This is a genomic window from Microbacterium sp. F51-2R (genome assembly GCF_052180235.1).
Taxonomy (GTDB): domain Bacteria; phylum Actinomycetota; class Actinomycetes; order Actinomycetales; family Microbacteriaceae; genus Microbacterium.
On the sequence record NZ_CP197470.1, the window covers coordinates 2,288,824 to 2,309,111 of the forward strand.

The 20,288-nt window shown below is 70.7% G+C and carries 18 protein-coding genes and 1 tRNA gene; 6 read left to right on the forward strand and 13 right to left on the reverse strand.

What is annotated here, in order from left to right:
* Positions 1 to 32: 32 nt before the first annotated feature.
* The 3 genes from dcd to ACSBPH_RS10205 are packed head-to-tail and all read right to left on the reverse strand — an operon-like array spanning position 33 to position 2,443.
* Positions 33 to 638: a dCTP deaminase gene (dcd, locus tag ACSBPH_RS10195; protein WP_442574236.1), complete on the reverse strand. Its 606-nt coding sequence runs from the start codon at positions 636 to 638 to the stop codon at positions 33 to 35.
* A 9-nt stretch (positions 639 to 647) separates the two neighbouring features.
* The gene (locus ACSBPH_RS10200; protein ID WP_442574237.1) at positions 648 to 998 is read right to left on the reverse strand and encodes a putative acetyltransferase; all 351 of its coding nucleotides are present in this window, start codon (positions 996 to 998) and stop codon (positions 648 to 650) included.
* Positions 992 to 2,443, reverse strand: coding sequence for an SDR family NAD(P)-dependent oxidoreductase (locus tag ACSBPH_RS10205; protein ID WP_442577284.1), 1,452 nt, complete (start codon positions 2,441 to 2,443; stop codon positions 992 to 994). Before ACSBPH_RS10205 ends, ACSBPH_RS10200 begins: the two co-directional genes overlap by 7 nt.
* A 79-nt stretch (positions 2,444 to 2,522) precedes the next feature.
* Between ACSBPH_RS10205 and ACSBPH_RS10210 the strand changes: the two genes are divergently transcribed.
* Complete coding sequence (locus ACSBPH_RS10210; RefSeq protein ID WP_442574238.1) at positions 2,523 to 2,936, forward strand: NUDIX hydrolase; 414 nt, start codon at positions 2,523 to 2,525, stop codon at positions 2,934 to 2,936.
* Positions 2,937 to 3,171: 235 nt separating this feature from the next.
* Here ACSBPH_RS10210 and ACSBPH_RS10215 read toward each other — a convergent pair.
* From ACSBPH_RS10215 to ACSBPH_RS10235, 5 genes are all read right to left on the reverse strand, one after another.
* Positions 3,172 to 3,245, reverse strand: a tRNA-Gly gene (locus tag ACSBPH_RS10215).
* A gap of 71 nt (positions 3,246 to 3,316) precedes the next feature.
* Positions 3,317 to 5,242, reverse strand: a complete 1,926-nt coding sequence (locus ACSBPH_RS10220) for a glycoside hydrolase family 127 protein (RefSeq protein WP_442574239.1) — start codon at positions 5,240 to 5,242, stop codon at positions 3,317 to 3,319.
* Positions 5,239 to 6,141 carry a carbohydrate ABC transporter permease gene (locus tag ACSBPH_RS10225; protein WP_442574240.1) on the reverse strand — a complete coding sequence of 301 codons (903 nt, stop codon included), beginning with the start codon at positions 6,139 to 6,141 and terminating at the stop codon, positions 5,239 to 5,241. Before ACSBPH_RS10225 ends, ACSBPH_RS10220 begins: the two co-directional genes overlap by 4 nt.
* 3 nt (positions 6,142 to 6,144) lie before the next feature.
* On the reverse strand, positions 6,145 to 7,077 hold the full coding sequence (locus tag ACSBPH_RS10230) for a carbohydrate ABC transporter permease (RefSeq protein WP_442574241.1): 933 nt from the start codon (positions 7,075 to 7,077) through the stop codon (positions 6,145 to 6,147).
* Positions 7,078 to 7,183: 106 nt separating this feature from the next.
* Positions 7,184 to 8,488 (reverse strand): ABC transporter substrate-binding protein, encoded by a 1,305-nt coding sequence (locus tag ACSBPH_RS10235; RefSeq protein WP_442574242.1) that lies wholly within the window; start codon positions 8,486 to 8,488, stop codon positions 7,184 to 7,186.
* A gap of 177 nt (positions 8,489 to 8,665) precedes the next feature.
* On the opposite strand from ACSBPH_RS10235, the gene ACSBPH_RS10240 reads away from it, so the two are divergent.
* On the forward strand, positions 8,666 to 9,691 hold the full coding sequence (locus ACSBPH_RS10240) for a LacI family DNA-binding transcriptional regulator (RefSeq protein WP_442574243.1): 1,026 nt from the start codon (positions 8,666 to 8,668) through the stop codon (positions 9,689 to 9,691).
* Positions 9,692 to 9,754: 63 nt separating this feature from the next.
* Here ACSBPH_RS10240 and ACSBPH_RS10245 read toward each other — a convergent pair whose 3' ends face one another.
* Positions 9,755 to 10,630 (reverse strand): EamA family transporter, encoded by an 876-nt coding sequence (locus tag ACSBPH_RS10245; RefSeq protein WP_442574244.1) that lies wholly within the window; start codon positions 10,628 to 10,630, stop codon positions 9,755 to 9,757.
* Between the two features lie 4 nt (positions 10,631 to 10,634).
* Positions 10,635 to 11,867: a serine hydrolase domain-containing protein gene (locus ACSBPH_RS10250; protein WP_442574245.1), complete on the reverse strand. Its 1,233-nt coding sequence runs from the start codon at positions 11,865 to 11,867 to the stop codon at positions 10,635 to 10,637.
* A 121-nt stretch (positions 11,868 to 11,988) separates the two neighbouring features.
* Between ACSBPH_RS10250 and ACSBPH_RS10255 the strand changes: the two genes are divergently transcribed.
* Both ACSBPH_RS10255 and ACSBPH_RS10260 read left to right on the forward strand, forming a co-directional pair.
* Positions 11,989 to 12,300 (forward strand): DUF2470 domain-containing protein, encoded by a 312-nt coding sequence (locus ACSBPH_RS10255; protein ID WP_442574246.1) that lies wholly within the window; start codon positions 11,989 to 11,991, stop codon positions 12,298 to 12,300.
* A 45-nt stretch (positions 12,301 to 12,345) separates the two neighbouring features.
* A complete protein-coding gene (locus tag ACSBPH_RS10260) occupies positions 12,346 to 12,999 on the forward strand; it encodes a heme oxygenase (biliverdin-producing) (protein WP_442574247.1) in 654 nt (217 codons plus the stop codon).
* Positions 13,000 to 13,081: 82 nt separating this feature from the next.
* Here the strand turns inward: ACSBPH_RS10260 and ACSBPH_RS10265 are convergent, their stop codons facing one another.
* Complete coding sequence (locus tag ACSBPH_RS10265) at positions 13,082 to 14,485, reverse strand: ATP-dependent DNA helicase (protein WP_442574248.1); 1,404 nt, start codon at positions 14,483 to 14,485, stop codon at positions 13,082 to 13,084.
* A 235-nt stretch (positions 14,486 to 14,720) separates the two neighbouring features.
* On the opposite strand from ACSBPH_RS10265, the gene ACSBPH_RS10270 reads away from it, so the two are divergent.
* Together ACSBPH_RS10270 and ACSBPH_RS10275 are read left to right on the forward strand one after the other, a co-directional pair.
* Positions 14,721 to 15,938 carry a hypothetical protein gene (locus ACSBPH_RS10270; RefSeq protein WP_442574249.1) on the forward strand — a complete coding sequence of 406 codons (1,218 nt, stop codon included), beginning with the start codon at positions 14,721 to 14,723 and terminating at the stop codon, positions 15,936 to 15,938.
* A gap of 86 nt (positions 15,939 to 16,024) precedes the next feature.
* Positions 16,025 to 17,785, forward strand: a complete 1,761-nt coding sequence (locus ACSBPH_RS10275) for a SulP family inorganic anion transporter (RefSeq protein ID WP_442574250.1) — start codon at positions 16,025 to 16,027, stop codon at positions 17,783 to 17,785.
* A gap of 44 nt (positions 17,786 to 17,829) precedes the next feature.
* Here the strand turns inward: ACSBPH_RS10275 and ACSBPH_RS10280 are convergent, their stop codons facing one another.
* Both ACSBPH_RS10280 and ACSBPH_RS10285 read right to left on the reverse strand, forming a co-directional pair.
* On the reverse strand, positions 17,830 to 19,806 hold the full coding sequence (locus ACSBPH_RS10280; protein ID WP_442574251.1) for a cytochrome c oxidase assembly protein: 1,977 nt from the start codon (positions 19,804 to 19,806) through the stop codon (positions 17,830 to 17,832).
* 150 nt (positions 19,807 to 19,956) lie between these two features.
* Complete coding sequence (locus ACSBPH_RS10285) at positions 19,957 to 20,244, reverse strand: HU family DNA-binding protein (RefSeq protein WP_442574252.1); 288 nt, start codon at positions 20,242 to 20,244, stop codon at positions 19,957 to 19,959.
* Between the last annotated feature and the right edge of the window lie 44 nt (positions 20,245 to 20,288).

Genomic DNA, 20,288 nt, shown 5'->3' on the forward strand with positions numbered 1-20,288 from the left:
TTCGCGGTCTCCGTCAGCCGGACGCAGGGTGGTCAGGCGCCGCGCGATCCGGCGTCGGTGGTCCCGACATCCGTGCGGTGGAAGTTCTGGGACGAACGGGATGCCGTCGGCCCCCGCTGCCCCTGATACCTGTTGCCGTAGGGCCCGGCGCCGTACGGCGTCTCGGCGGGCGAAGACAGCCGGAAGAAGCAGAGCTGCCCGATCTTCATGCCCGGCCAGAGCTTGATGGGGAGCGTCGCGACGTTGGACAGCTCGAGCGTCACGTGCCCGCGGAAGCCGGGGTCGATGAAGCCCGCCGTGGAGTGCGTGAGCAGGCCCAGGCGTCCGAGCGAGGACTTGCCCTCGAGCCGCGCCGCGACGTCGTCGGGGAGGCCGACGAGCTCGAAGGTCGAGCCGAGCGCGAACTCCCCCGGGTGGAGGATGAACGGCTCGTCGGGCGAGACCTCGATGAGGTGCGTCAGGTCGGGCTGGTCTTCGGCCGGGTCGATGAAGGGGTACTTGTGGTTGTCGAAGAGCCGGAAGTACCGGTCGAGGCGCACGTCGACGCTCGAGGGCTGCACCATGCCGGGCTCCCAGGGCTCGATCGCGATCCTCGCGGTATCGATCTCACGGCGGATGTCGCGGTCCGAGAGCAGCACGGGCCCAGCCTAGCCGGGCGCGGCGGAGGGATGCCTCGGGTTACGCTCCGACCCAGGGCGGCGGCAGCCAGGCCGACCTCGCGCAGGCAGCAGGTTCCCACGCCTGCGACCAGCCGGGCCAAGACGTCGCCGGCTCCGTCGAGCACGTCGTCTCTCCGTGTCAGCGAGGGGCGGGCGGAGGAGGGACTCCTTCGCGGCGATGATCGCGCCACGGGGGATGCGCTCGACGCCGCGCTTGCCGGAGACGGTCACCGTCTCCGCATCCATGCTCAGAAGCTCACCGAGCGCGTCCGTCGCCTGCCCGGTCGGGAGCATGTAGCGCACGACCACGCGATGACCGGGCTCGGGAAGGTTCACCATTGGCCGGCGGCGTAATCCTTGAGGAAGACGCCGAACAGATCCTCGCCGGCCTCGCCGCGCACGATTGGGTCGTAGACGCGAGCCGCCCCGTCGACCAGGTCCAGCGGAGCGTGGAAGCCCTCTTCGGCGAGCCGGACCTTGGTCGGGTGCGGGCGTTCGTCGGTGATCCAGCCGGTGTCGACGCTGGTCATGAGAATGCGGTCGGTCTCGAACAGCTCGCGCGCGCTCGTGCGCGTCAGCATGTTGACGGCGGCCTTGGCCATGTTGGTATGAGGATGCCCCGGACCCTTGTAGCCGCGATTGAACACACCCTCCATGGCGCTCACGTTCACGACGTAGGTGCGCCGCGCCGCGCTCGCCGCGAGCGACGGGCGCAGCTTCGACACGAGGAGGAACGGGGCGGTGGTGTTCGCGAGCTGCACCTCGAGCATCTCGAGCGGATCGACCTCGTCGACGCGCTGCACCCACGAGTTCGTGTGGTCGAGATCGGGGATGAGGCCGCCGGCGTCTATCGCCGTACCTGCCGCGAGGCGCTCGAGCGAGCTCGAGCCCGCGGCCACCGCCTGCTCGGTGAGCTCGTCGGCGCGCGCGGCGGCGGCGGCGAGGATCGGGTGTGCGCTCATCGAGCGCTCCAGGGCCTGGGGATGCGGGTCGTTCGTGTGGCCGAATGTGACCAGCTCGGGCAGCGGCCCGTCCGGCAGCGGAGCGAGCTCCGCGTCGACGAGCGGCTGGTACGCGCCGGGAGAGCGGCGCACCGTCTGCGTCGCGTTGTTGATCAGGATGTCGAGAGTGCCGGCGGCCGCGACATCCTCGGCCAACCCGATGACCTGAGCCGGATCCCGCAGGTCGATGCCGACGACCTTGAGCCGGTCGATCCACTCGGCGGCATCGGGCATGCTGCTGAAGCGACGCACCGCATCGCGAGGGAAGCGAGTCGTGATCGTGGTGTGCGCGCCGTCGCGCAGCAGCCGGAGCGCGATGTACATGCCGATCTTGGCGCGGCCGCCGGTGAGCAGCGCGCGCTTGCCGGTGAGGTCGGTGCGCGCATTGCGCTTCGCATGGCTCATGGCCGCGCAGGTGGGGCAGAGCTGATGATAGAACGCGTCGACCTCCGTGTACGGCCGCTTGCAGATGTAGCAGGCGCGCGGCTTGAGCAGGGTGCCGGCGGTCGGCGCGGTGGTCGTGGTCGAGATCGGGATGCCCCGCGTCTCGTCGTCGATGCGATCCGGCGCGCCGGTGGCCGTGGCCGCGACGACCGCCCGATCGGCGGCGGCGATGGCCTCGCGGATCTCGCGGCGACGCACCTTCTTCACCGCCTTGAACATCGCGGCGGTCGCACGGCGCACGGCGATGTAGTCGGGGTGCGTCTCGTCGACACCGGCCATGCTGCCCAGCACCCGCAGGGTGGTCGCCAGATCGTTCGGGTCGATGCCGCTCGGCGGCATGTCGGAGGGCGCGGAGAGATCTGGGAGCACACGTGATTCTACGCCGAGCGGCTTGGGCTCCTGCTGTTAGCGTGCCTTCGTGAGCACCCCGAACCCGGCGCCGGCTGGAGCGCGAAGCATCCGTGTGTCCGCCGCGGTCATCGTCAACGACCGCGACGAGCTGTTGCTGGTGCGCAAGGCCGGCACAACGGCATTCATGCAGCCAGGGGGCAAGCCTGAGCCCGACGAGACCCCGGCCGAAACGTTGTGCCGCGAGCTGTTCGAAGAGCTGGGATTGTCGGTGGATGCTGCGCACCTGCGCCCGCTCGGATTGTTCACCGCGGCGGCGGCCAATGAGCCGGGATTCCTGGTGGTGGCTGACGTCTTCGAGGTCGATATCGCGGATCAGCTGCCGGTGACCGCGTCCGAGATCGAGGACCTGCGTTGGGTCGGGCACGCGGAAGCCGAGGAACTGGAAGTCGCGCCTCTCGCGCGAGAGAACTTCCTCCGCTGACTCGGCGGCCATCTCCTCCTCGAGTCGACGCCGACGCCGCGGTTCTCGCTCATCCTTTCGCAGAACGACGCCTGAGCCGCACCGAAGCGGTGTTCGGCGCGACGATCGAGGTGCCGACAGTCGGCGGCAACCCCGCGGAGCCTCCGGCGGAGCGGGACCGCCCGCGGGCGCGTCGGTTCCGACGGCAACCGCACGAATGCCCTGCCGCGCGGCCTTCGGCCGTGCGTCAGGGCATTGGAGGGGCTGACGGGAATCGAACCCGCGCTGTCTGCTTGGGAAGCAGAAGTTCTGCCATTGAACTACAGCCCCGATAGACGCCTTGCGGCGTCCGGCCAGCATAACAGGGAGGGATGCCGCGGCCCGAAGCCGCGGCATCCGTCTCACATCACCGGCAGGAAGATCCGCATCGTCGACGGGCCACGCTCGGCCCACTCGTGATACGCCACGAGGGGGACGTCGAAGAGCGCGGGGGACGCGGCATCCGTCGCCTGACCGTAGGGCCAGGCCGACTCGTCTTCGGGAAGCACGCCGATCCGCACCCACACACGGCCGTCGCGCTCGACGGGCGGCACCGATGCGTCGAGCACGATTCGCGAGACGTCGTCGACGCCTGCATCGGCGAGGTCCACCGACTCGACCGCGAGCACGACAGGGCCGCGCTCGACCGCGACGCAGCCGCGGACGGCGTCGATGCGCGAATCGGGCACCGAGATCCGCGGCGCGACGGGCAGGTCGAGCTCCACGACATCGCCCGCCGAGAAGGCGCGGCGCACCTCGGCGATGCCCGGTACCGCGTCGCGCTCCTCGACGCCGTCCGCGCTCTGTACGCGGAGCGTCGCGCCCTGAGCCCACGACGGCACGCGCAGACCGAGCGTGAACTCGGCGTCGGTGCGTACGACGACCCGCACGAGGCCGTTGTCGGGGTAGCTCGTCTCGACGTCGAACTCGACCGGCGTGCCGTCGTCGAGGCGCGTGCGCACCTCGGCCGGCGCGTACTGCAGCAGGCGAACCCCGTCGGAGGTCGCCGTCGCGACGTAGGCGTCGAGGCTCGCGAAGGTGCGCGCGACGTTCGGCGGGCAGCACGAGACCTCGAACCAGGGCGCGCGCAGTGACGACGATGCCCGCAACGAGGTCGCCTCGGGGTCGGCGGGGGCCCCGGGCACGCGCTCGTGCAGCGTGTTGGCGTAGTAGAAGGCCGTGCCGTCGGCGCTCGGCGAGGTCTCGACGACGTTGTAGAGCGACCGCTCGATGAGGTCGGCGTAGCGCGGGTCGCCGTCGGAGAGCAGGAGGCGCCACGTGAACATGATCGAGCCGATGCTCGCGCACGTCTCGGAGTAGGCGCGGTCGGGCGGCAGCTCCCAGTCGTCGCCGAAGGCCTCATCCTGGTGATGCGAGCCCTGCCCGCCCGTGATGTACGTGCGTCGCGCGACCGTCCGGTCCCACTGCCGGCGGAGCGCGGCGAGGAGCTCGTCGTCGCCGGAGTCGACGGCGACGTCGACCGCCGCGGCCGCGAGGTAGTTGGCCCGCACCGCGTGCCCACGGAGGGCCTCGGCATCCCTCACCGCCATGTCGTCCTGGTAGTAGGAGCGACCCCACTCGTGCTCGGCGAGCGAGCCCTCGCCGTGGCGCTCGACGAAGAGCGCGGCCTGCGCGAGGTAGCGCTCCTCGCCCGTCAGCCGTGCGAGCTCCGCGAGGCCGAGCTCGACCTCGGCGTGGCCGCAGATCGAGCGGATGCCGTCGGGGCCGAAGACGGAGCAGACGAGGTCGGCCGCGCGGCGCGCGATCTCGAGCAGCCCGTCATCGGCGCCCGGCCGCGTGCGCTCACGGGCGACCGCGGCCTGGAACAGGTGGCCGAGGCAGTACAGCTCGTGCCCCCACTCGAGGTTCGCCCAGCGAGGGTCCTGCCCCTCGCGTCCGAACATCGTGTTGAGGTAGCCGTCGGCCTCCTGCGCCGCCGCGACGCGCGCGACGACCGCGCGGAAGCGCTCCTCCAGGGCGGGGTCGTCGGTGCGGCCGATCTCCCACGCGAGACCCTCGAGGTACTTGTAGATCTCGGAGTCGGAGAACTCGCGCCCGCGCCGGCCCTCGGGGAGCTTGCCGGCCGCGGCGAGGTCGAAGTTCGGCAACCAGCCTTCGGACTCGAGGCGCCCCTCGATGTGGGAGAGGGTAGCCGAGCCGTTGACCTGCTGGCGGCGGCCCCAGAAGCCTCCCGTGATCCGCACCTCTCCCTGTCCGAGAGGGCGGATCTCCCCCCGCGCCGGCAGGGCGGGGGCTGCGGGGATCGTCGTCGTCGAGGTCATCGTCATCCTTTGAAAGCACCGGACATGAAGCCGCGCACGTAATGGCGCTGCAGAACGAGGAAGAGGAGGATGCACGGCACCGCCAGCACGACGACGCCCGCTTCCGTGGCGCCGTAGTCGATGACGCCCTGCACCTGCACGCGCAGATTGGCGACGGCGAGGGGCAGCGTCATCCGGTTCGTGTCGGTGATGAGGATGAGAGGCGCCATGAAGTCGTTCCAGGCCGCGAGGAATGCGAACAGGCCGACGGTGATGAGGCCGGGCTTGACCGCGGGGATCAGCACGCGGCGCAGCGCGCCGAAGGTCGTGCAGCCGTCGACCATGGCCGCCTCGTCGAGCTCCTTCGGGATCGACTCGAAGGAGATGCGCATCATGAAGATCGAGAAGGGCAGCTGGAACATCGTGAGCACGATCGCGACCCCGACGAGGGAGTTCGCGAGCCCGGCCGCATTGAGGATCACGTACAGCGGGATGAGGAGGGTCGCGTACGGGACCATGAGGATGGCGAGCGTCGTGAGGAAGAGGAAGTTCTTGCCCGGGAAGGAGAACCGGGCGAACGCGTAGCCGCCCAGGAGCGACGTGACGAGGGTCAGGAGCACCGTCAGCAGCGACACGAACAGCGAGTTGCCGAGGTACACCCAGATGCCGGCCTGGTAGTTCGCGAGCGCGACGTAGTTGCCGAACCCCCACCCGTCGGTCTGGCTCGTTCCCGCGCGGGGCTCGAACGACGACACCGCCGTCCACACGAGCGGGTACAGGAAGATGATCGCGAGCGCCGTCGTGAGCACCCAGTAGGGGACGCCGAAGGCGATCCGCCCGACCGCAGAGCGGCGCCCGGGATCGCGGCGCTGGGGCTCGACGCGGATCACGTCGGTCGCAGTGAAAGTCTGCTCGGTCGTCGTCATGGGTCAGCCCTCCTCGGGGCGGCGGAAGGCGCGCAGCTGGAACACGTTGATCACGATGAGCGCGATGAGCACGATGACCGAGATCGCGGCGGCGACGCCGAGGTCGTTCTGGCCCTGGAACGCGACGTTGTAGATGAGCTGCACGATCGTCATGGTGCTGTTGTCCGGCCCGCCCTTGGTGAGGATGTAGAACTGCTCGAACGCCAGGAGCGACCCGGTGACGCACAGCACGATCGTGAGGGCGAACGTCGGGCGCAGGAGCGGAAGCGTGATGTCGCGGAAGGTCTGCCACCGCGAGGCGCCGTCGATGCGCGCGGCCTCGTAGACGTCGTCGGGGATGCCCTGGAGGCCCACGAGCATCAGCAGCATGTAGAAGCCCGCATAGCGCCACACGATGAGGAAGACCGTCGACCACAGGGCGCCTTCCGGGCTCCCGAGGAAGGTGAAGCCCCACGCCTGCATGAGGTCGGCGAACGGTCCGGCATACGGGGAGTAGAGGACGTAGAAGAGGAGGGATGCCGAGGCGAGGCCCAGTGCGCTCGGCACGAGGAACGACGTGCGCAGGAACGCCTTCCACCGGGTCGACTCCTGCACGAGCATCGCGAGCCCGAGGCCGAGACCGACGAGGAGGATCGTCGTGATGACCGTGTAGGTGAGCGTGAACCGGATCGAGTCCCAGAACAGGCGGTGGTCGACGGCATCGGCGTAGTTCTCGGGGAAGTTCCAGCCGCGGTCGCCGCCGAGGAGCGGCCAGTCCGAGCCCGACATCTTCAGCACGAGCCCGAGCGGCACGAGGAAGACGAAGACGACGAAGGCGGCGGTCGGGAGGGCGTAGCCCCACCCGCGCAGGGCTTCGCGCCGGGCTCGGCTTGAGCGCCGGGGGCGCGCGGGGCGAGTCGGCTGCACGGGAGGTGCGGCGATGGTGTCGGCGACCATGAGTGGCTTTCTGTGCTGGGGTCCGGGGAGGACGGCGGATGACGAGACCCGCCGCCCTCGTGGTCCGGCGTCGGGGGCGCGAAGCGCTACGCGCCCCCGACGGGGTTCACTGCTGGAGGATCTCGGTGATCGCGTCGTTGTCGGCGTCGAGCGTGTCGGTCCCCTGCAGCACGGCATTGCGCACGAGGGTCAGCCAGGGGCTGCCGGGTGCGTTGAACGCCTGCTGGAAGTTCAGCGCGACGGGGGTGTCGCCCTTGCCCGCGACCTCGTTGATCGTCACGAGCCGGGGGTCCTTCGCGGCGTACTTGTTGTCGGCGAGGTCCGCGCGCGAGACGACGTCGTTGTTCTTCGCGAGAACCTCGACCTGCGCGTCCTCCGACATCATCCAGCTGAGGAAGTTCCACGCCTGCGCGGCCTTCTTCGAGTCCTTCGAGATGCCGATGCCGTCACCGCCGACGAATGTCGACTCGCCGCCGTCGGGGCCGGGGATGCCGGCGACGCCGACGTCGAACGGCGTCGACGACAGCAGCGTCGCGGGGTAGAACATCAGGCCGACGTTGCCCTCGGTGAAGCCCGCGGTCCAGGTGGGGCCGGCTTCGTCCTTGGAGCTGGGCAGCACCGCGCCCGAGTCCCAGAGGTCCTTCCACATGGCGTAGGTCGCCTGCGCGCTTTCGCCGTTGAGGAGCGACTCGGTGCCGTCTTCGTTCATGACCTGGTCACCGGCCGCCCACACGGTCGGGAACCACGTGAAGACGAGGCATCCGCCGCAGTTGAGGCCTGTCGCGGTGCCGTAGACGCCGTCCTTGCCGAGGGCCTGGATGGCCTTGGCGTGCTCCGCGTACTCCGTGAGGTTCGTCGGTCCCTTCTCGGGGTCCAGGCCCGCCTCGGCGTAGAGCTCCTTGTTCCAGAAGAGCATCGACAGGTCGAGCACGAACGGCAGGACGTGCTCCTTGCCGTCGCTCGTGCCGGCGGCGAGGTGCCCCTTGTTGATCTCGTCCTTGAACTCGAGCCCGTCGATCTGCGCGCTGAGGTCCTGGAAGAGACCCTGCTCGACCCAGTTGGGAACGTAGACGATGTCGGCGGCGAACAGGTCGGGGAGTCCCCCCGACCCCGCGGCCGCGCCGACCTTCGCGACGTAGTCGTCGTTGGGCACGACGGTGAGCTCGACCTGGTTGTCGTGGCTCTCGTTGTACGCCTCCACCAGCAGCTTGGCCTGCTTCTCCAGCGGAGCGCGGGTCCAGAGGGTGAGTGTCGAGCCGTCGTCGGCGCCGTCGGGGCCGATCGAGACTGACGGTGCGGGTGCCGCGCCGGTGCCCGAGCAAGCCGCGAGGCCGCCCACGAGGGCACCCGTCGCGGCGATCGCCGCAAGCGCCCTGACGGCCGTGCGGCTGCTGCGCCGAACGTTGGTCATGCTGTCTCCTCTTGCTCTTCATCGAGCGGAAGCGGCCACGTCCGGGTCGGGTGCAGTCCGCTTTCCACAGGTACGGATTTCGAAAAACCCGAAATCCCTTTCGGGACGTTATCGTGACTATGTAGGGTCGGTCAAGACATCGATCCGATACCGTTTCCGCATCGAGGGGAGGCAACGATGCTCTCAGCCGAAGGCGCCGCGCGAGCCGCGACGCTCAGTGACGTGGCCCGAGTGGCCGGGGTGTCGATCGCGACCGCCTCGAAAGCCCTCAACGGGCGGGGGGATGTCGCGGCCGCGACGCGTCAGCGCGTGCGCGACGCCGCGGACTCTCTGGCCTTCACCCCCAACGCGATGGCACGGGGCCTCCTGGCCGGGCGCACCGGCACGGTGGGCCTGCTCACGAGCGATCTCGAGGGTCGCTTCATGATCCCGATCCTCATGGGCGCCGAAGACGCTTTCGGAGCGGGCAAGGTGAGTGTCTTCCTGTGCGACGCGCGCGGCGACGCGATCCGCGAGCAGCACCATCTCTCGGCGCTGCTGAGCAGGCGCGTCGACGGCATCATCGTCGTGGGCCGCCAGACCGATCCACGCCCCTCGCTCGGGCAGGAGATCCCCGTCCCCGTCGTCTACGTCTACGCGCCCTCCGACGATCCGCGCGACCTCTCGCTCGTCCCCGACAACCACGCCGGCGGACGCATGGCGATCGAGCACCTCATCGCATGCGGCCGCACCCGCATCGCCCACATCACGGGCGACCCGGACTACGCGGCGGCGCAGGACCGCCTCGCGGGGGCGCGCTCCGCCCTCGATGCGGCGGGGCTCGAGCTCGTGGGCGACCCCATGTTCTCCGTCTGGTCGGAGCACTGGGGTCGGGATGCCGCGGCCATGCTCCTCGCACGGCACCCCGATGTCGACGCGATCTTCTGCGGGTCGGACCAGATCGCCCGCGGCGTGCTCGACACGGCGCGCGACCTCGGGCGCTCCGTGCCCGACGACCTGGCCGTCATCGGCTACGACAACTGGGAGATCCTCGCCACGAACTCCCGGCCCGAGCTCACGAGCATCGACGCGAATCTGCAGCAGCTCGGCCGGCACGCGGCTCAGCGCGTGTTCGACGCGATCGACGGCGTCGACATGGGCGAGGGCACGCATCCCCTCCCCGTCCGCCTCGTCATCCGCGGGTCGACGATCGCGCGGCGCTGAGGCGGTGATCGACGGATGCCGCGGCATCCGTCACCCGAGGGCAGACCCGTCTCGCGGCATCCGTCATCCGAGCGGTTCAGCCGTCTCGCGCGCCGCGCGCTGCGACGACCGCACCGCCCCGATGCTCGCGGCGATGACGAGCGCGATGCCGAGGATCTCGAGCCACGACAGCTGCTGCCCGAGCAGCAGCCACCCCGCGAGCGCTGCGGTCGCGGGGGCGAGGCTCATGAGGATCGCGAAGGCGGATGCCGCGAGCCGGCGGAGCGCGATGAGCTCGAACGCATACGGGATCGTCGAGGAGAGGATCGCGACCGCCGCGCCGAGCGCGAGGATCTCGGGGCGCAGCAGCGCCTCGCCGGCGGAGGCGATGCCGAAGGGCAGCGCGACGACGGCGCCGATCGTCATGGCGAGCGCGAGTCCGTCCAGCCGCGGGAACTCCCGCCCGACGCGGGCCGACGAGAGGATGTAGAACGCCCAGCTGGCCGCGGCGCCGAGCGCGAAGAGGACGCCGACGGGGTCGAGGCGCTCCCAGCCCCCGCCGCCGAGCGCCAGCACGCCGGCGAATGCGACGGCCGCCCACACCCAGGCCGACGCGCGCCGCGCGGCGACGATCGAGAGTGTCAGCGGACCGAGCACCTCGATCGTCACGGTCACGCCGAGCGGAAGGCGTTCCAGCGCGAGGTAGAACAGGCCGTTCATGACGGCCAGCACGAGGCCGAAGCCGGCGACCGCCAGCCAGCCGTCGCGCGAGTGGCCGCGGAGTCTCGGCCGCGCGATGAGCATCAGCACGATCGCCGAGAAGACGAGCCGCAGCATCACCATCCCGAGCGGTCCGACCCGCGGGAACAGCAGCACGGCGAGCGAAGCGCCGACCTCCTGGCAGGCGAGGCCCGCGACGACGAGGAGGATGGCAGGCGTCTGGCCGGTTCGCGCCCTCACAGGCTCAAGGGAGCGGACAGACCGCGGCGCCCGTGATGGAGTCGTGGTACTGCTGAGCCGTCCACGGGAGCCCCGCCTCGGGGGCGGTCTTGCCGGACGCCGCGGGAGCCTTCGATGCGAGCGCCGCGAGCTCCCACGCGAGCCACACCGCGGGAGCGGAGCCGGCGGCGGAGTTGTTGAGCACCACGGCGACCGTGAGGCCCGTCTCGGGATCGGCGAAGGCCGCCGTCGCGTAGCCGGGGACCGACCCGTACTGCCCGATGAGCGAACCGGCGTGATAGACCCCGCCGCCGACGGTCAGCCACGAGGGGGCGCCGTCGTAGGCCGGCATCTCGTGCGCGAGCCTGTCGAAGCCCTGGGGCAGGAGCGCGTCGGAGGCGAGCGCGCGCGTGTAGAGGCCGAGGTCGTGGATGTCGGTCACGACGCCGGAGTCGGTGTACCCCGTGCTCGGCGAGAGCATCGTGATGTCGGTGGGCGCGGCACAGTCGAGGCCGCCCTCGGGGAGCGGGAGCGACACGTATCCGGGGAGCACGCCGGCGTCATCGGGGGCGGATGCCGGGAGCGCTGTCGCGTCCATGCCCAGGCGGTCGAACACGTACTCCTGCAGGAGCTTGGACGCCGGCTCCCCCGTCGCCTTCTCCAGGGCGAGGCCGAGGAGCACGTACCCCGCGTCGGAGTCGCGGTAGGCGGCGCCCGGCTCGGTCGAGCGCTCGAGGCCGAGGCCGTAGCTCGCGAGCTCTCGGGGGTTCCAGACGCGATCGGGCTTCTTGAGCCACATCGGCGTGAGCTGGCCCGCGTAGGAGCCGATGCCCGACGTGCCGTCGCAGAGCTGCCCGAGGGTGACGTCGGTGAGATCGGCGACGCCCGACACCCACTGCGTCACGGGATCGTCGAGGGCGACCGTGCCACGCTCGACCTGTGCGTAGAGGACGTCGCAGATCATGGGCCGGGTGAGCTGCGCGGCGCGGAACTCCGCGTCGGCTGAGACGGCCTTGCCCGCTCCGCCGGGCTGCACGGTGCCGAGGCCCGTGACCCAGGCGCCCGCCCACGGGGCCCAGACGCCGACGACGGCACCGGTCGAGCCGGTCGCCGCCATGGCGTGGGTCACGGCATCCTGCAAGGAGGTGACGACGTCGCCCGAGAGCTTCGCGTCCGTCTGCTCCGGCAGATCCACGTGGGCGGCCGGCGGTGCGGAGCACGCGCCGAGGCCCAGGCTCAGAGCCAGGGCGAACGCCATCACGCCGTAGGCACGACGATGGCGGCCAGGATGCCTCAAGCTCTCACCCCCCAGTGATCTTTCACTCATCTAAACACAGGCACGTGGGATTACCGTTTCGGTACCTCTCTAGGCTATGCGCATGACGTTCCGATTCGACGACGCCGTCGTCACCGGTGTGCTCGGCCACATGAACGCCGACCACACCGGCGACAATCTCCTGATCGCGCGGGCGTTCGGCCCGGAGGCCGCCTACACCGCGGCGACGATGACGGGATTCGACGGCGAGGGCGGCGAATGGACCGCCGAGCGGGCGGAGGGCGGCGCCGAATCGATCCGGGTGCCGTGGCCCGGCGGTGCCATCACCGAGCGGCCGCAGGTGCGCCGGCAGCTCGTCGCACTGTACGACGAGGCGTGCGCGCGGCTGGGCGTCGAGCCGCGCCCGCACGACTGACGGATTCCAACTTAGGTCGTCCTTACCTTGAGCTAGTATGAAGGTATGAGCGACCCGGTCCCGTTCTCCACCGCCCTGCGCGAGCGTGCCAGCTCGGCCCACTCGACGAGCGAGCACGCCGGCTTCATGGCCGACCTGATCACGGGCGACGGCACGCGCGACGACTACGTCTCGCTCGTCGTGCAGCACTGGTTCATCTACGACGCGCTGGAGGCGGCCGCCGAGCGCATGCGCCGCGACCCCGTGGCATCCGTGTTCATCAGCGACAAGCTCACGCGACTGCCCGCCCTCGAAGCCGACCTCGAGTTCCTCGTCGGCCCGGATTGGCGCGATCGCATCGAGGCGCTGCCGACGACCCGCCGCTACGTCGACCGCATCCGCCAGGTGGGCGCCACGTGGCCGGGCGGCTTCGTCGCCCACCACTACACGCGGTATCTCGGCGACCTCTCGGGCGGCCAGTTCATCGGGCGCCTCATGGCGCGCCGCTTCGGCTTCGAGACGAACGGCATCGGGTTCTACCTCTTCGACGACATCGCCGACCCGAAGGCCTTCAAAGACGTCTACCGCGAGCAGCTCGACTGCGCTCCGTGGGATGCCGCGGAGCAGGAGCGCGTCATCGACGAGGTGCTTCTCGCCTACCGCCTCAACACCGAGCTGTTCGAAGACCTCGCCGCCGCGAAGGCGACGAAGGTCGCCTGAGGCCGGCGCCGGGGGCGGGACGCGGGCCGGGTAGGCGGGACGCGGGCCTCGAGGCTGCTCACGCGGGACGCCTAGAGGCTGCTCACGCGGGACGCGCGGCGGCCTCTCGCCGCACGTCGGCCATGAAGCGCCGCACATCGGGATCGACCTGGATGTCGCGCGGCCGCAGCGGCCGGGTGAGGTACAGGCCCTCGAGCGAGGTGAGCCGCGAGAGGGCGACGTAGGTCTGCCCCGGCGCGAAGGCTCCCGAGCCGAGGTCGATGATCGCGCGGTCGTACGTCTTGCCCTGCGATTTGTGGATCGTCACGGCCCACGCGAGGCGCAGCGGAAACTGCGTGAACTCCGCGACGACATCGCGCGACAGCGAGCGCGACCCCGGATCGTAGGAGTAGCGGAACTTCTCCCACACGGCGGGCTCGACGTCGAACTCCTTCCCCTCCACCTCGACCCGCACCGAGCCGCCCGCGATCCGTGTGACGGTGCCGATCGTGCCGTTGACCCAGCGGGGCGGTTCGGCGAAGGAGGCGACGTCGTTGCGGAGGAACATGACCTGCGCCCCGATCTTGAGCTGCAGCTCGACCTCGGCGGGGTACGTGTCGCCGCGCCCGAAGTCGCCGTTGATCTCGGCGTTCGCCGTCTGCACCCGGCCCGTGAGCGCATCGAGGTGGCGGCGGTTGATGTTGTTGACGATGTCGTTGCGCGTGGCCAGCGTGATGATCGGCACTTCGCCGTCGACGGGCGCGGGCGGTGTGCGCGCGCCGGTGTCGTTGAGGATCTTCGCCATGTCGGCCGTCACGATCCCGTGGCGCACGGCGTTGAGCAGCGCCTTGAACCCCGGATCGGCCTGCCGGTGGATGTCGACGAGCTCGCGGATGTGCAGTTCGGCTCCGAACGGCCCGAGCTCCGCGAAGCCGTCGAGGGACGCGGCATCCGTCACCGCCCGCGGGCCTGTGGGACTCGCGGCTCCCGTCCACACGTGCGCGTCGAAGAACCAGAACGAGCGGTAATGGTCGCGGACGTACCGCAGCTCCTCGCCCCGCGGCGGCACCGGCGCGAGCTGGTACGGGTCGCCGAACATGACGATCTGCACGCCGCCGAACGGCTCGCCGCGCCGCCCGCGGGCCTTGCGGAGGGCCCTGTCGATCGCGTCCATGAGGTCGGCGTTGACCATCGAGATCTCGTCGATGACGAGCGTGTCGATCGCGTTGAGGATCTTGCGGGTCGCGTCGGACTGGTCTTCGTCGTGGGAGCCGAGGATTCCGAGGGGGAGCTTGAAGAGCGAGTGGATCGTCTGCCCCTCGACGTTGAGCGCCGCGACACCGGTCGGCGCGCACACGGCGATCTGCTTGGACGTGTTCCACGCGAGGTGCTGCAGCAGCGTCGACTTGCCGGTGCCGGCGCGTCCGGTCACGAACACGTGCTCGCGGGTGTCTTCGATGAGCCGGAACAGCGCCTCCTGCTCGCGAGAGAGAGGCGGCGCGATCACCGATTCATGGTAACGAGCCGAACGGATGCCTCGCCCCCTCCGCGCTCGGCGATCCGTACCGCGCCGGTGCGAGGCCGGTGTGGAGGAGCGGCCGCGGCACGGCGTCCGCGGACGCTCGACAGCATGGCGGCGCGGGCGCCCGCGGTCATGGCGACGCGGGCACATGCGCAGCGGGACCACCTCGCGGGTATGACCGTTCAGAAGTCTCCCGGTTGCCGTTTTCTACACTGGAGGCGTGGATCGGGGGGCCGTGGAGACCAGCCCAGAAGGCGCGCAGGCGTCTTCGGCCCGCTCGGCGAGCCCCGCCGCTGACGTGACCACCGCTCCCGTTCTCGGCTCGGAGCGGGCGACGACGGATGCCTCGGCTCCCGTCGCACCGGATGCCGTCCTCCCCGATCACGCCGCCGCGAAGCCCCGCCGCCGCGCCCCGCTCGCGCTCGACCTGACGCTCCTCGGTGTCGTCGGCGTGCTCCTCGCGGGGGCCGTCGTCGCGGGCGGCGCCGTGCTCTACCGCGAGTTCTACAGTCCCGCGGCGTTCGTGCAGCGCTATCTCGGCCTGCTCTCCGACGGCCACGCCGCCGACGCCCTCGCCGTGCCGGGGGTCGCCGTCGACTCGGCGGAGCTCGAGGCGGCAGGCCTCCCCGCGCAGGCGTCCGAGGCGCTGCTGCGCAGCGCCGCCCTCGCGAAGCTCACCGATGTCGAGGTCGTGTCCGAGACGACCGACGGCGACATCACCGAGGTGACGGTGGCCTACAAGGCGGGCCCCTACCCCGGTCGCACGACCTTCGAGGTCGAGAGCAACGGCCAGGTCGGCGTCGCCCCGACGTGGCGCTTCGCGCGGAGCCCGCTCGCGGTCGTCGACCTGACGGTGCTCGGATCGATGAGCTTCGACGTCAACGGCTTCACGATCGACAAGCGGCAGGTGTCGATCGACGGCGTGGATGCCGATCCCGTCGCACCCCTTCCGCTGCTCGTGTTCTCACCCGGCGTCTACTCCGTCTCGGTCGACACGGCGATCTCGTCGACCCGCGGCGTCGCCGTCCTGTCGGACTCGCCGCTGAAGTCCACGACCGTCAGCGTGCAGGCCGAGCCCACCGAGCAGTTCGTGGCGATCGTGCAGCAGCGGGTCGACGAGTTCCTGACATCGTGCGCGACGCAGAAGGTGCTCATGCCGACCGCCTGTCCGTTCGGGTACACGGTCGAGGACCGCATCTCGACCGCCCCCGCGTGGTCGATCGTGAAGCAGCCCGCCATCACGGTCGAGCCCGACGGCGCGAATTGGACGATTCCGACCACGGAGGCGACGGCGCACATCGAGGTCGACATCCGCTCGCTCTTCGACGGCCGGGTGCGGCACGTGAGCGAAGACGTCCCCTTCCTCATGACCGGCACGATCACGGTGACCCCCACCGGCGCCGCCTCGATCGTCGTCTCCGGCACCGACACCCGCTGACCGGGCGCTCGGGCGCCATCCGGGGCGGATGATCGGGGGCGGCGGCGGGGCGCGGCATCCTTCATGATGACGGGGAGGAGGCGACGATGGCTGCGCGCGGGATACGGCGGTGGGTGCCCGGCATCGGCGTCGCGCGCGGGTACAAGCGCGCATGGCTGTGGCCCGACGTGCGCGCAGGCATCGTCGTCACGGCGCTCCTGATCCCCGCCGGCATGGGCTACGCCGAGGTCGCGGGGCTCCCGCCCGAGACCGGCCTCTACGCGACGATCGTGCCGCTCACGGCATATGCGATCTTCGGCCCGTCGCGCATCCTGGTGCTCGGGCCCGACTCCGCACTCGCACCCATCATCGCCGCGGCGATCCTCCCCCTCGCCCTCGGCGACGCGCAGCGCGCCGTGGCCCTCGCCGGCCTCCTCGCGATCATGGTCGGCGCCGTGCTGCTCCTCGGGGGCATCCTGCGCCTCGGCTTCGTCACCGACCTGCTGTCCAAACCCATCCGCGTCGGGTACCTCAACGCGATCGCCGTCATCGTCATCGTGTCGCAGGTGCCGAAGCTCCTCGGCTTCTCCACCGACGCCGAAGGCTTGTGGTCGCAGGTCGTCGCCATCGTCCAGGCCGTCGGCGCGGGAGAGGTCGAGCCCCTCGCCGTCGCCTTCGGCGTCGGCTCGCTCCTGGTCATCGCGCTGCTCCGGTGGCTCAAGTCTCCGGTCCCCGGCATCCTCGTCGTCGTCCTGCTCGCGATGATCGTGACGGCCGTCTTCGGCCTCTCCGGAGCGCTCCCCGTCGTGGGGGCCCTCCCCCAGGGGCTTCCCGCACCGGCCCTCGAGGGCCTCGCGTGGACGGATGTCGCGGGCCTCGCCCTTCCCGCCGCCGGCATCGCCCTCGTCGCCTTCACCGACAGCGCCGTCCTCTCGCGCACGCTCGCCGCGCGGCGCGGGCAGAGCGTCAGCGGCAGTCAGGAGATGTCGGGCATCGGCATCTCGAACATCGCGGGCGGACTGCTGGGCGGCTTCCCGGTCTCGGCATCGTCGTCGCGCACCCCCGTCGCCGAACAGGCGGGCTCCAAGACGCAGCTCACGGGGCTCGTCGGCGCGGTGCTCATCCTCGCATTCATCCTCCTCGCTCCGGGCGTGACGGAGTTCCTCCCCTCCGCGACGCTCGCCGCCGTCGTCATGAGCGCCGCGGTGGGCCTCATCGACATCCGGGGGTTCCGTGCGCTGTGGCGGATGGATCGAGTGGATGCCGCCCTCTCCCTCGCCGCCTTCCTCGGCGTGCTCGTGTTCGGCGTGCTGGAGGGCATCCTCGTCACGATCGTCCTGTCGCTGCTGGCCTTCGTGAACCGATCCTGGCGGCCGTACAAGGCCGAGCTCGGCCGCGTGCCGGGCCTTCGCGGCTACCACGACCTCAGCCGCTACCCCGACCGGGGGCGCACACTCCCCGGCATCGTCATCGTCCGCTTCGACGCGCCGCTGTTCTTCGCGAACGGGGCGGTGTTCGACGACTGGGTGCGCGAACGCGTGCGCGCCGCCGGGCCGGGCGTCCACACCGTCATCCTCGCCGCCGAGCCCATCACCGACATCGACACGACCGCGATCGACGAGCTCGTCGAGCTCGACGACTACCTGTCGGCGCACGGCATCCGCCTCGTCATCGCCGAGATGAAGGATCCCGTCGTCGACGTGCTGCGTCAGTACGGCATGACGTCCCGCTTCACCCCCGACCGCTTCGCACCCACGGTCGGTGCCGCCGTCGACGAGCTCACCGGCCGACTGCGCGGCGACCTCGAGGGCACGAAGTGGGACGACGAAGCCCCCGACGGCCCCTCTTCCCCGCCGAAGGCCGGCTGAGGGGACGGATACCGCGGGTCAGCGCCCGGCGCGGATGCCGCGGGTCAGCGCCCCGCGCGGGCGTCGCGCTCTGCGAGCTCGGCCAGCCGGGTGTTGTAGGCCTCGAGCTCGGCATCGCCCGAGCGGTCGGCCGCGCGGTCTGCCCGGCGCTGCTGCCGGTCGTCCGATCGGCTCCACTGGATCGCGACAGTGATCGCGAGGATGAGGGTCGGGATCTCGCCGATCGACCACGCGACGCCGCCGCCGACGTACTGGTCCTGCAGCGGAGTGGCTCCCCACGTGCGGCCCATCGCGCCGTACCACTCCGAGACCATGAGCCCCGTCTGCATCATGATGACGATGCCGAAGAAGGCATGCATCGCCATGATGCCGATGAGGAGGAGCAGCCGGCCCGGGTACGGGAGGCGATACGGCACCGGATCGACGCCGATGAGCGACAGCGCGAAGAGGTAGCCCGTGATGACGAAGTGGGCGACCATCCACTCGTGGCCGAGGTGGTCGTAGAGCGTCCAGCGGAAGAGGTCGGTGTAGTAGAAGGCCCACAGCGAACCGATGAAGAGGGCCGCCGCGACGAAGGGGTTCGTCAGCACGCGCGAGACCGGCGAGTGCACGGCCCACAGGATCCACTCGCGGCCGCCGCGCGTGCCGTCCTCCCGCTTGCGGACGGCGCGGGCGGCGAGCGTCACGGGGGCGCCCGCGACGAGCGCGAGGGGGATCGCCATCGACAGCAGCATGTGCCCCGTCATGTGCACGCTGAAGAGGTAGTCCTGGTAGGCGTTGACCGGGCCCGAGGTCACCCAGAAGAGCAGGACGAGGCCCACGAGCCACAGGATCGTCCGGTGCACCGGCCACGAGTCGCCGCGCCGATGGAGGCGCCACACCCCCGCGAGGTAGAAGAAGATGCCGAAGCCCGCCGCGAACGCCCACAGCAGGTCGACGTCCCACGCCGTGAACCAGCGCGCGGTCGTCAGCTCGGGCGGAAGGGGGGCGCCGGTGAGGATCTCGGCCGGCGTGCGCACCTCGGGCAGACCCGAGTTCGTCGGCGGAGGCGTGCGCGAGAGCGCGACGGCGGCCCCGCTCGCGATGCCCATGAAGGCGAGCTCGAGAGCGATGAGCGACCAGAACCGGCGGGCCGGGGCATCCTGTCCCATCCGTCCGATGAGCCGCCGGCGGTACCAGGCGGCGAGGACGCCGATCGCGACGAGGGCGGCGACCTTGACGAGCACGAGCACGCCGTACGGGCTCGCGAGCGCCGACCACTCCCCCACGCCGATCGCGGCACGCACGGTGCCCGCGATCGCGACCACGACGAAGGCCGCGAGGGCGATGCTCGAGTAACGCGACAACGCGGTCGAGATCCGCTCCGAGCCGACGAGCGGCCGGATGACGACGAGGAGCAGCAGGCCGCCGAGCCACACGGCGGCCGCGATGATGTGGAGCACGAGCGCCATGACGGCCGCGGAGTGGTTGGCCTCTTCGCCGGAGTGGCCCTGCGTGCCCATCGGGACGAGGCTCGCGACGGCGAGGAGGGCGACGAAGAGCGTCGCGGTCCAGCCACGCACGGCGAACGCGAGCACCGTGAGCGCTGCGCCGGCGATCGTCGTGATGAGCCACGTGCGCCCGCCCTCGGTCTCGACGAGGTAGCGGCCGAGTTGGGCGCCGAACTCGGGCGCGGCGCTGAGCTCGGGGTTGAAGGCGTCGAGGAAGGTCAGGAACCCCGTCGCGGCGGCAGCGACGGTGAAGATCGCGGCCGAGATCGATGCGACGTCGAGGGCGGCGTCGAAATCGCGCTCCCCCGCTCTCAGGGCGAACAGGGCCGTGACGAGCGCACCGACCATGCCGGCGGCCGACAGGTTGACCGCGAGCGTCACGGTCGGAAGGCCCCAGCGGACGATCGGTCCCGCATCGCCGATCACGAGCGGTGCCGCCCCGCCGCCGAACGCGAGTCCCCAGACGAGCGCGGCCAGCGCGGACGCGACGAGGATCGCAGGCCCGACGGCCCGCAGCGAGCGGGGATTCACCCATCCAGCCTAGGCGCGTCCCGCTGGGAGCCGGCCCGTCCCGGCATACAGCAGCGAGATGCCTCGGCGTGCATGCGGAGCCGGCGCCACGGCATGCAGAAGGGGGATGCCGCGGCATGCGGCATCCCCCTTCGAGAACAGGACTGCGTCTTACTTGACGGCAGCCTTGAGCTTCGAGCCGGCCGTGACCTTGACGCGCTTGCCGGCGGGGATCTTGATCTCTTCGCCCGTCTGCGGGTTGCGGCCGGTGCGAGCCGACGTCTCGACCTGCTCGAACGAGATCCAGCCCGGGATCGAGACCTTGCTGCCCTTGGCGACCGCCTCCGAGACGGTGGCGAAGAGGGAGTCGAGCACGCCCGACACGGCGGACTGGCTCTGGCCCGTCGCGCTCGCGATGCTCGCGACGAGTTCGGTCTTGGTGATGGACTTGTCGGCCATGTGGTTGTCCTCCAGCGGCGGAGTCGCCGCCTCATATTGCGGGG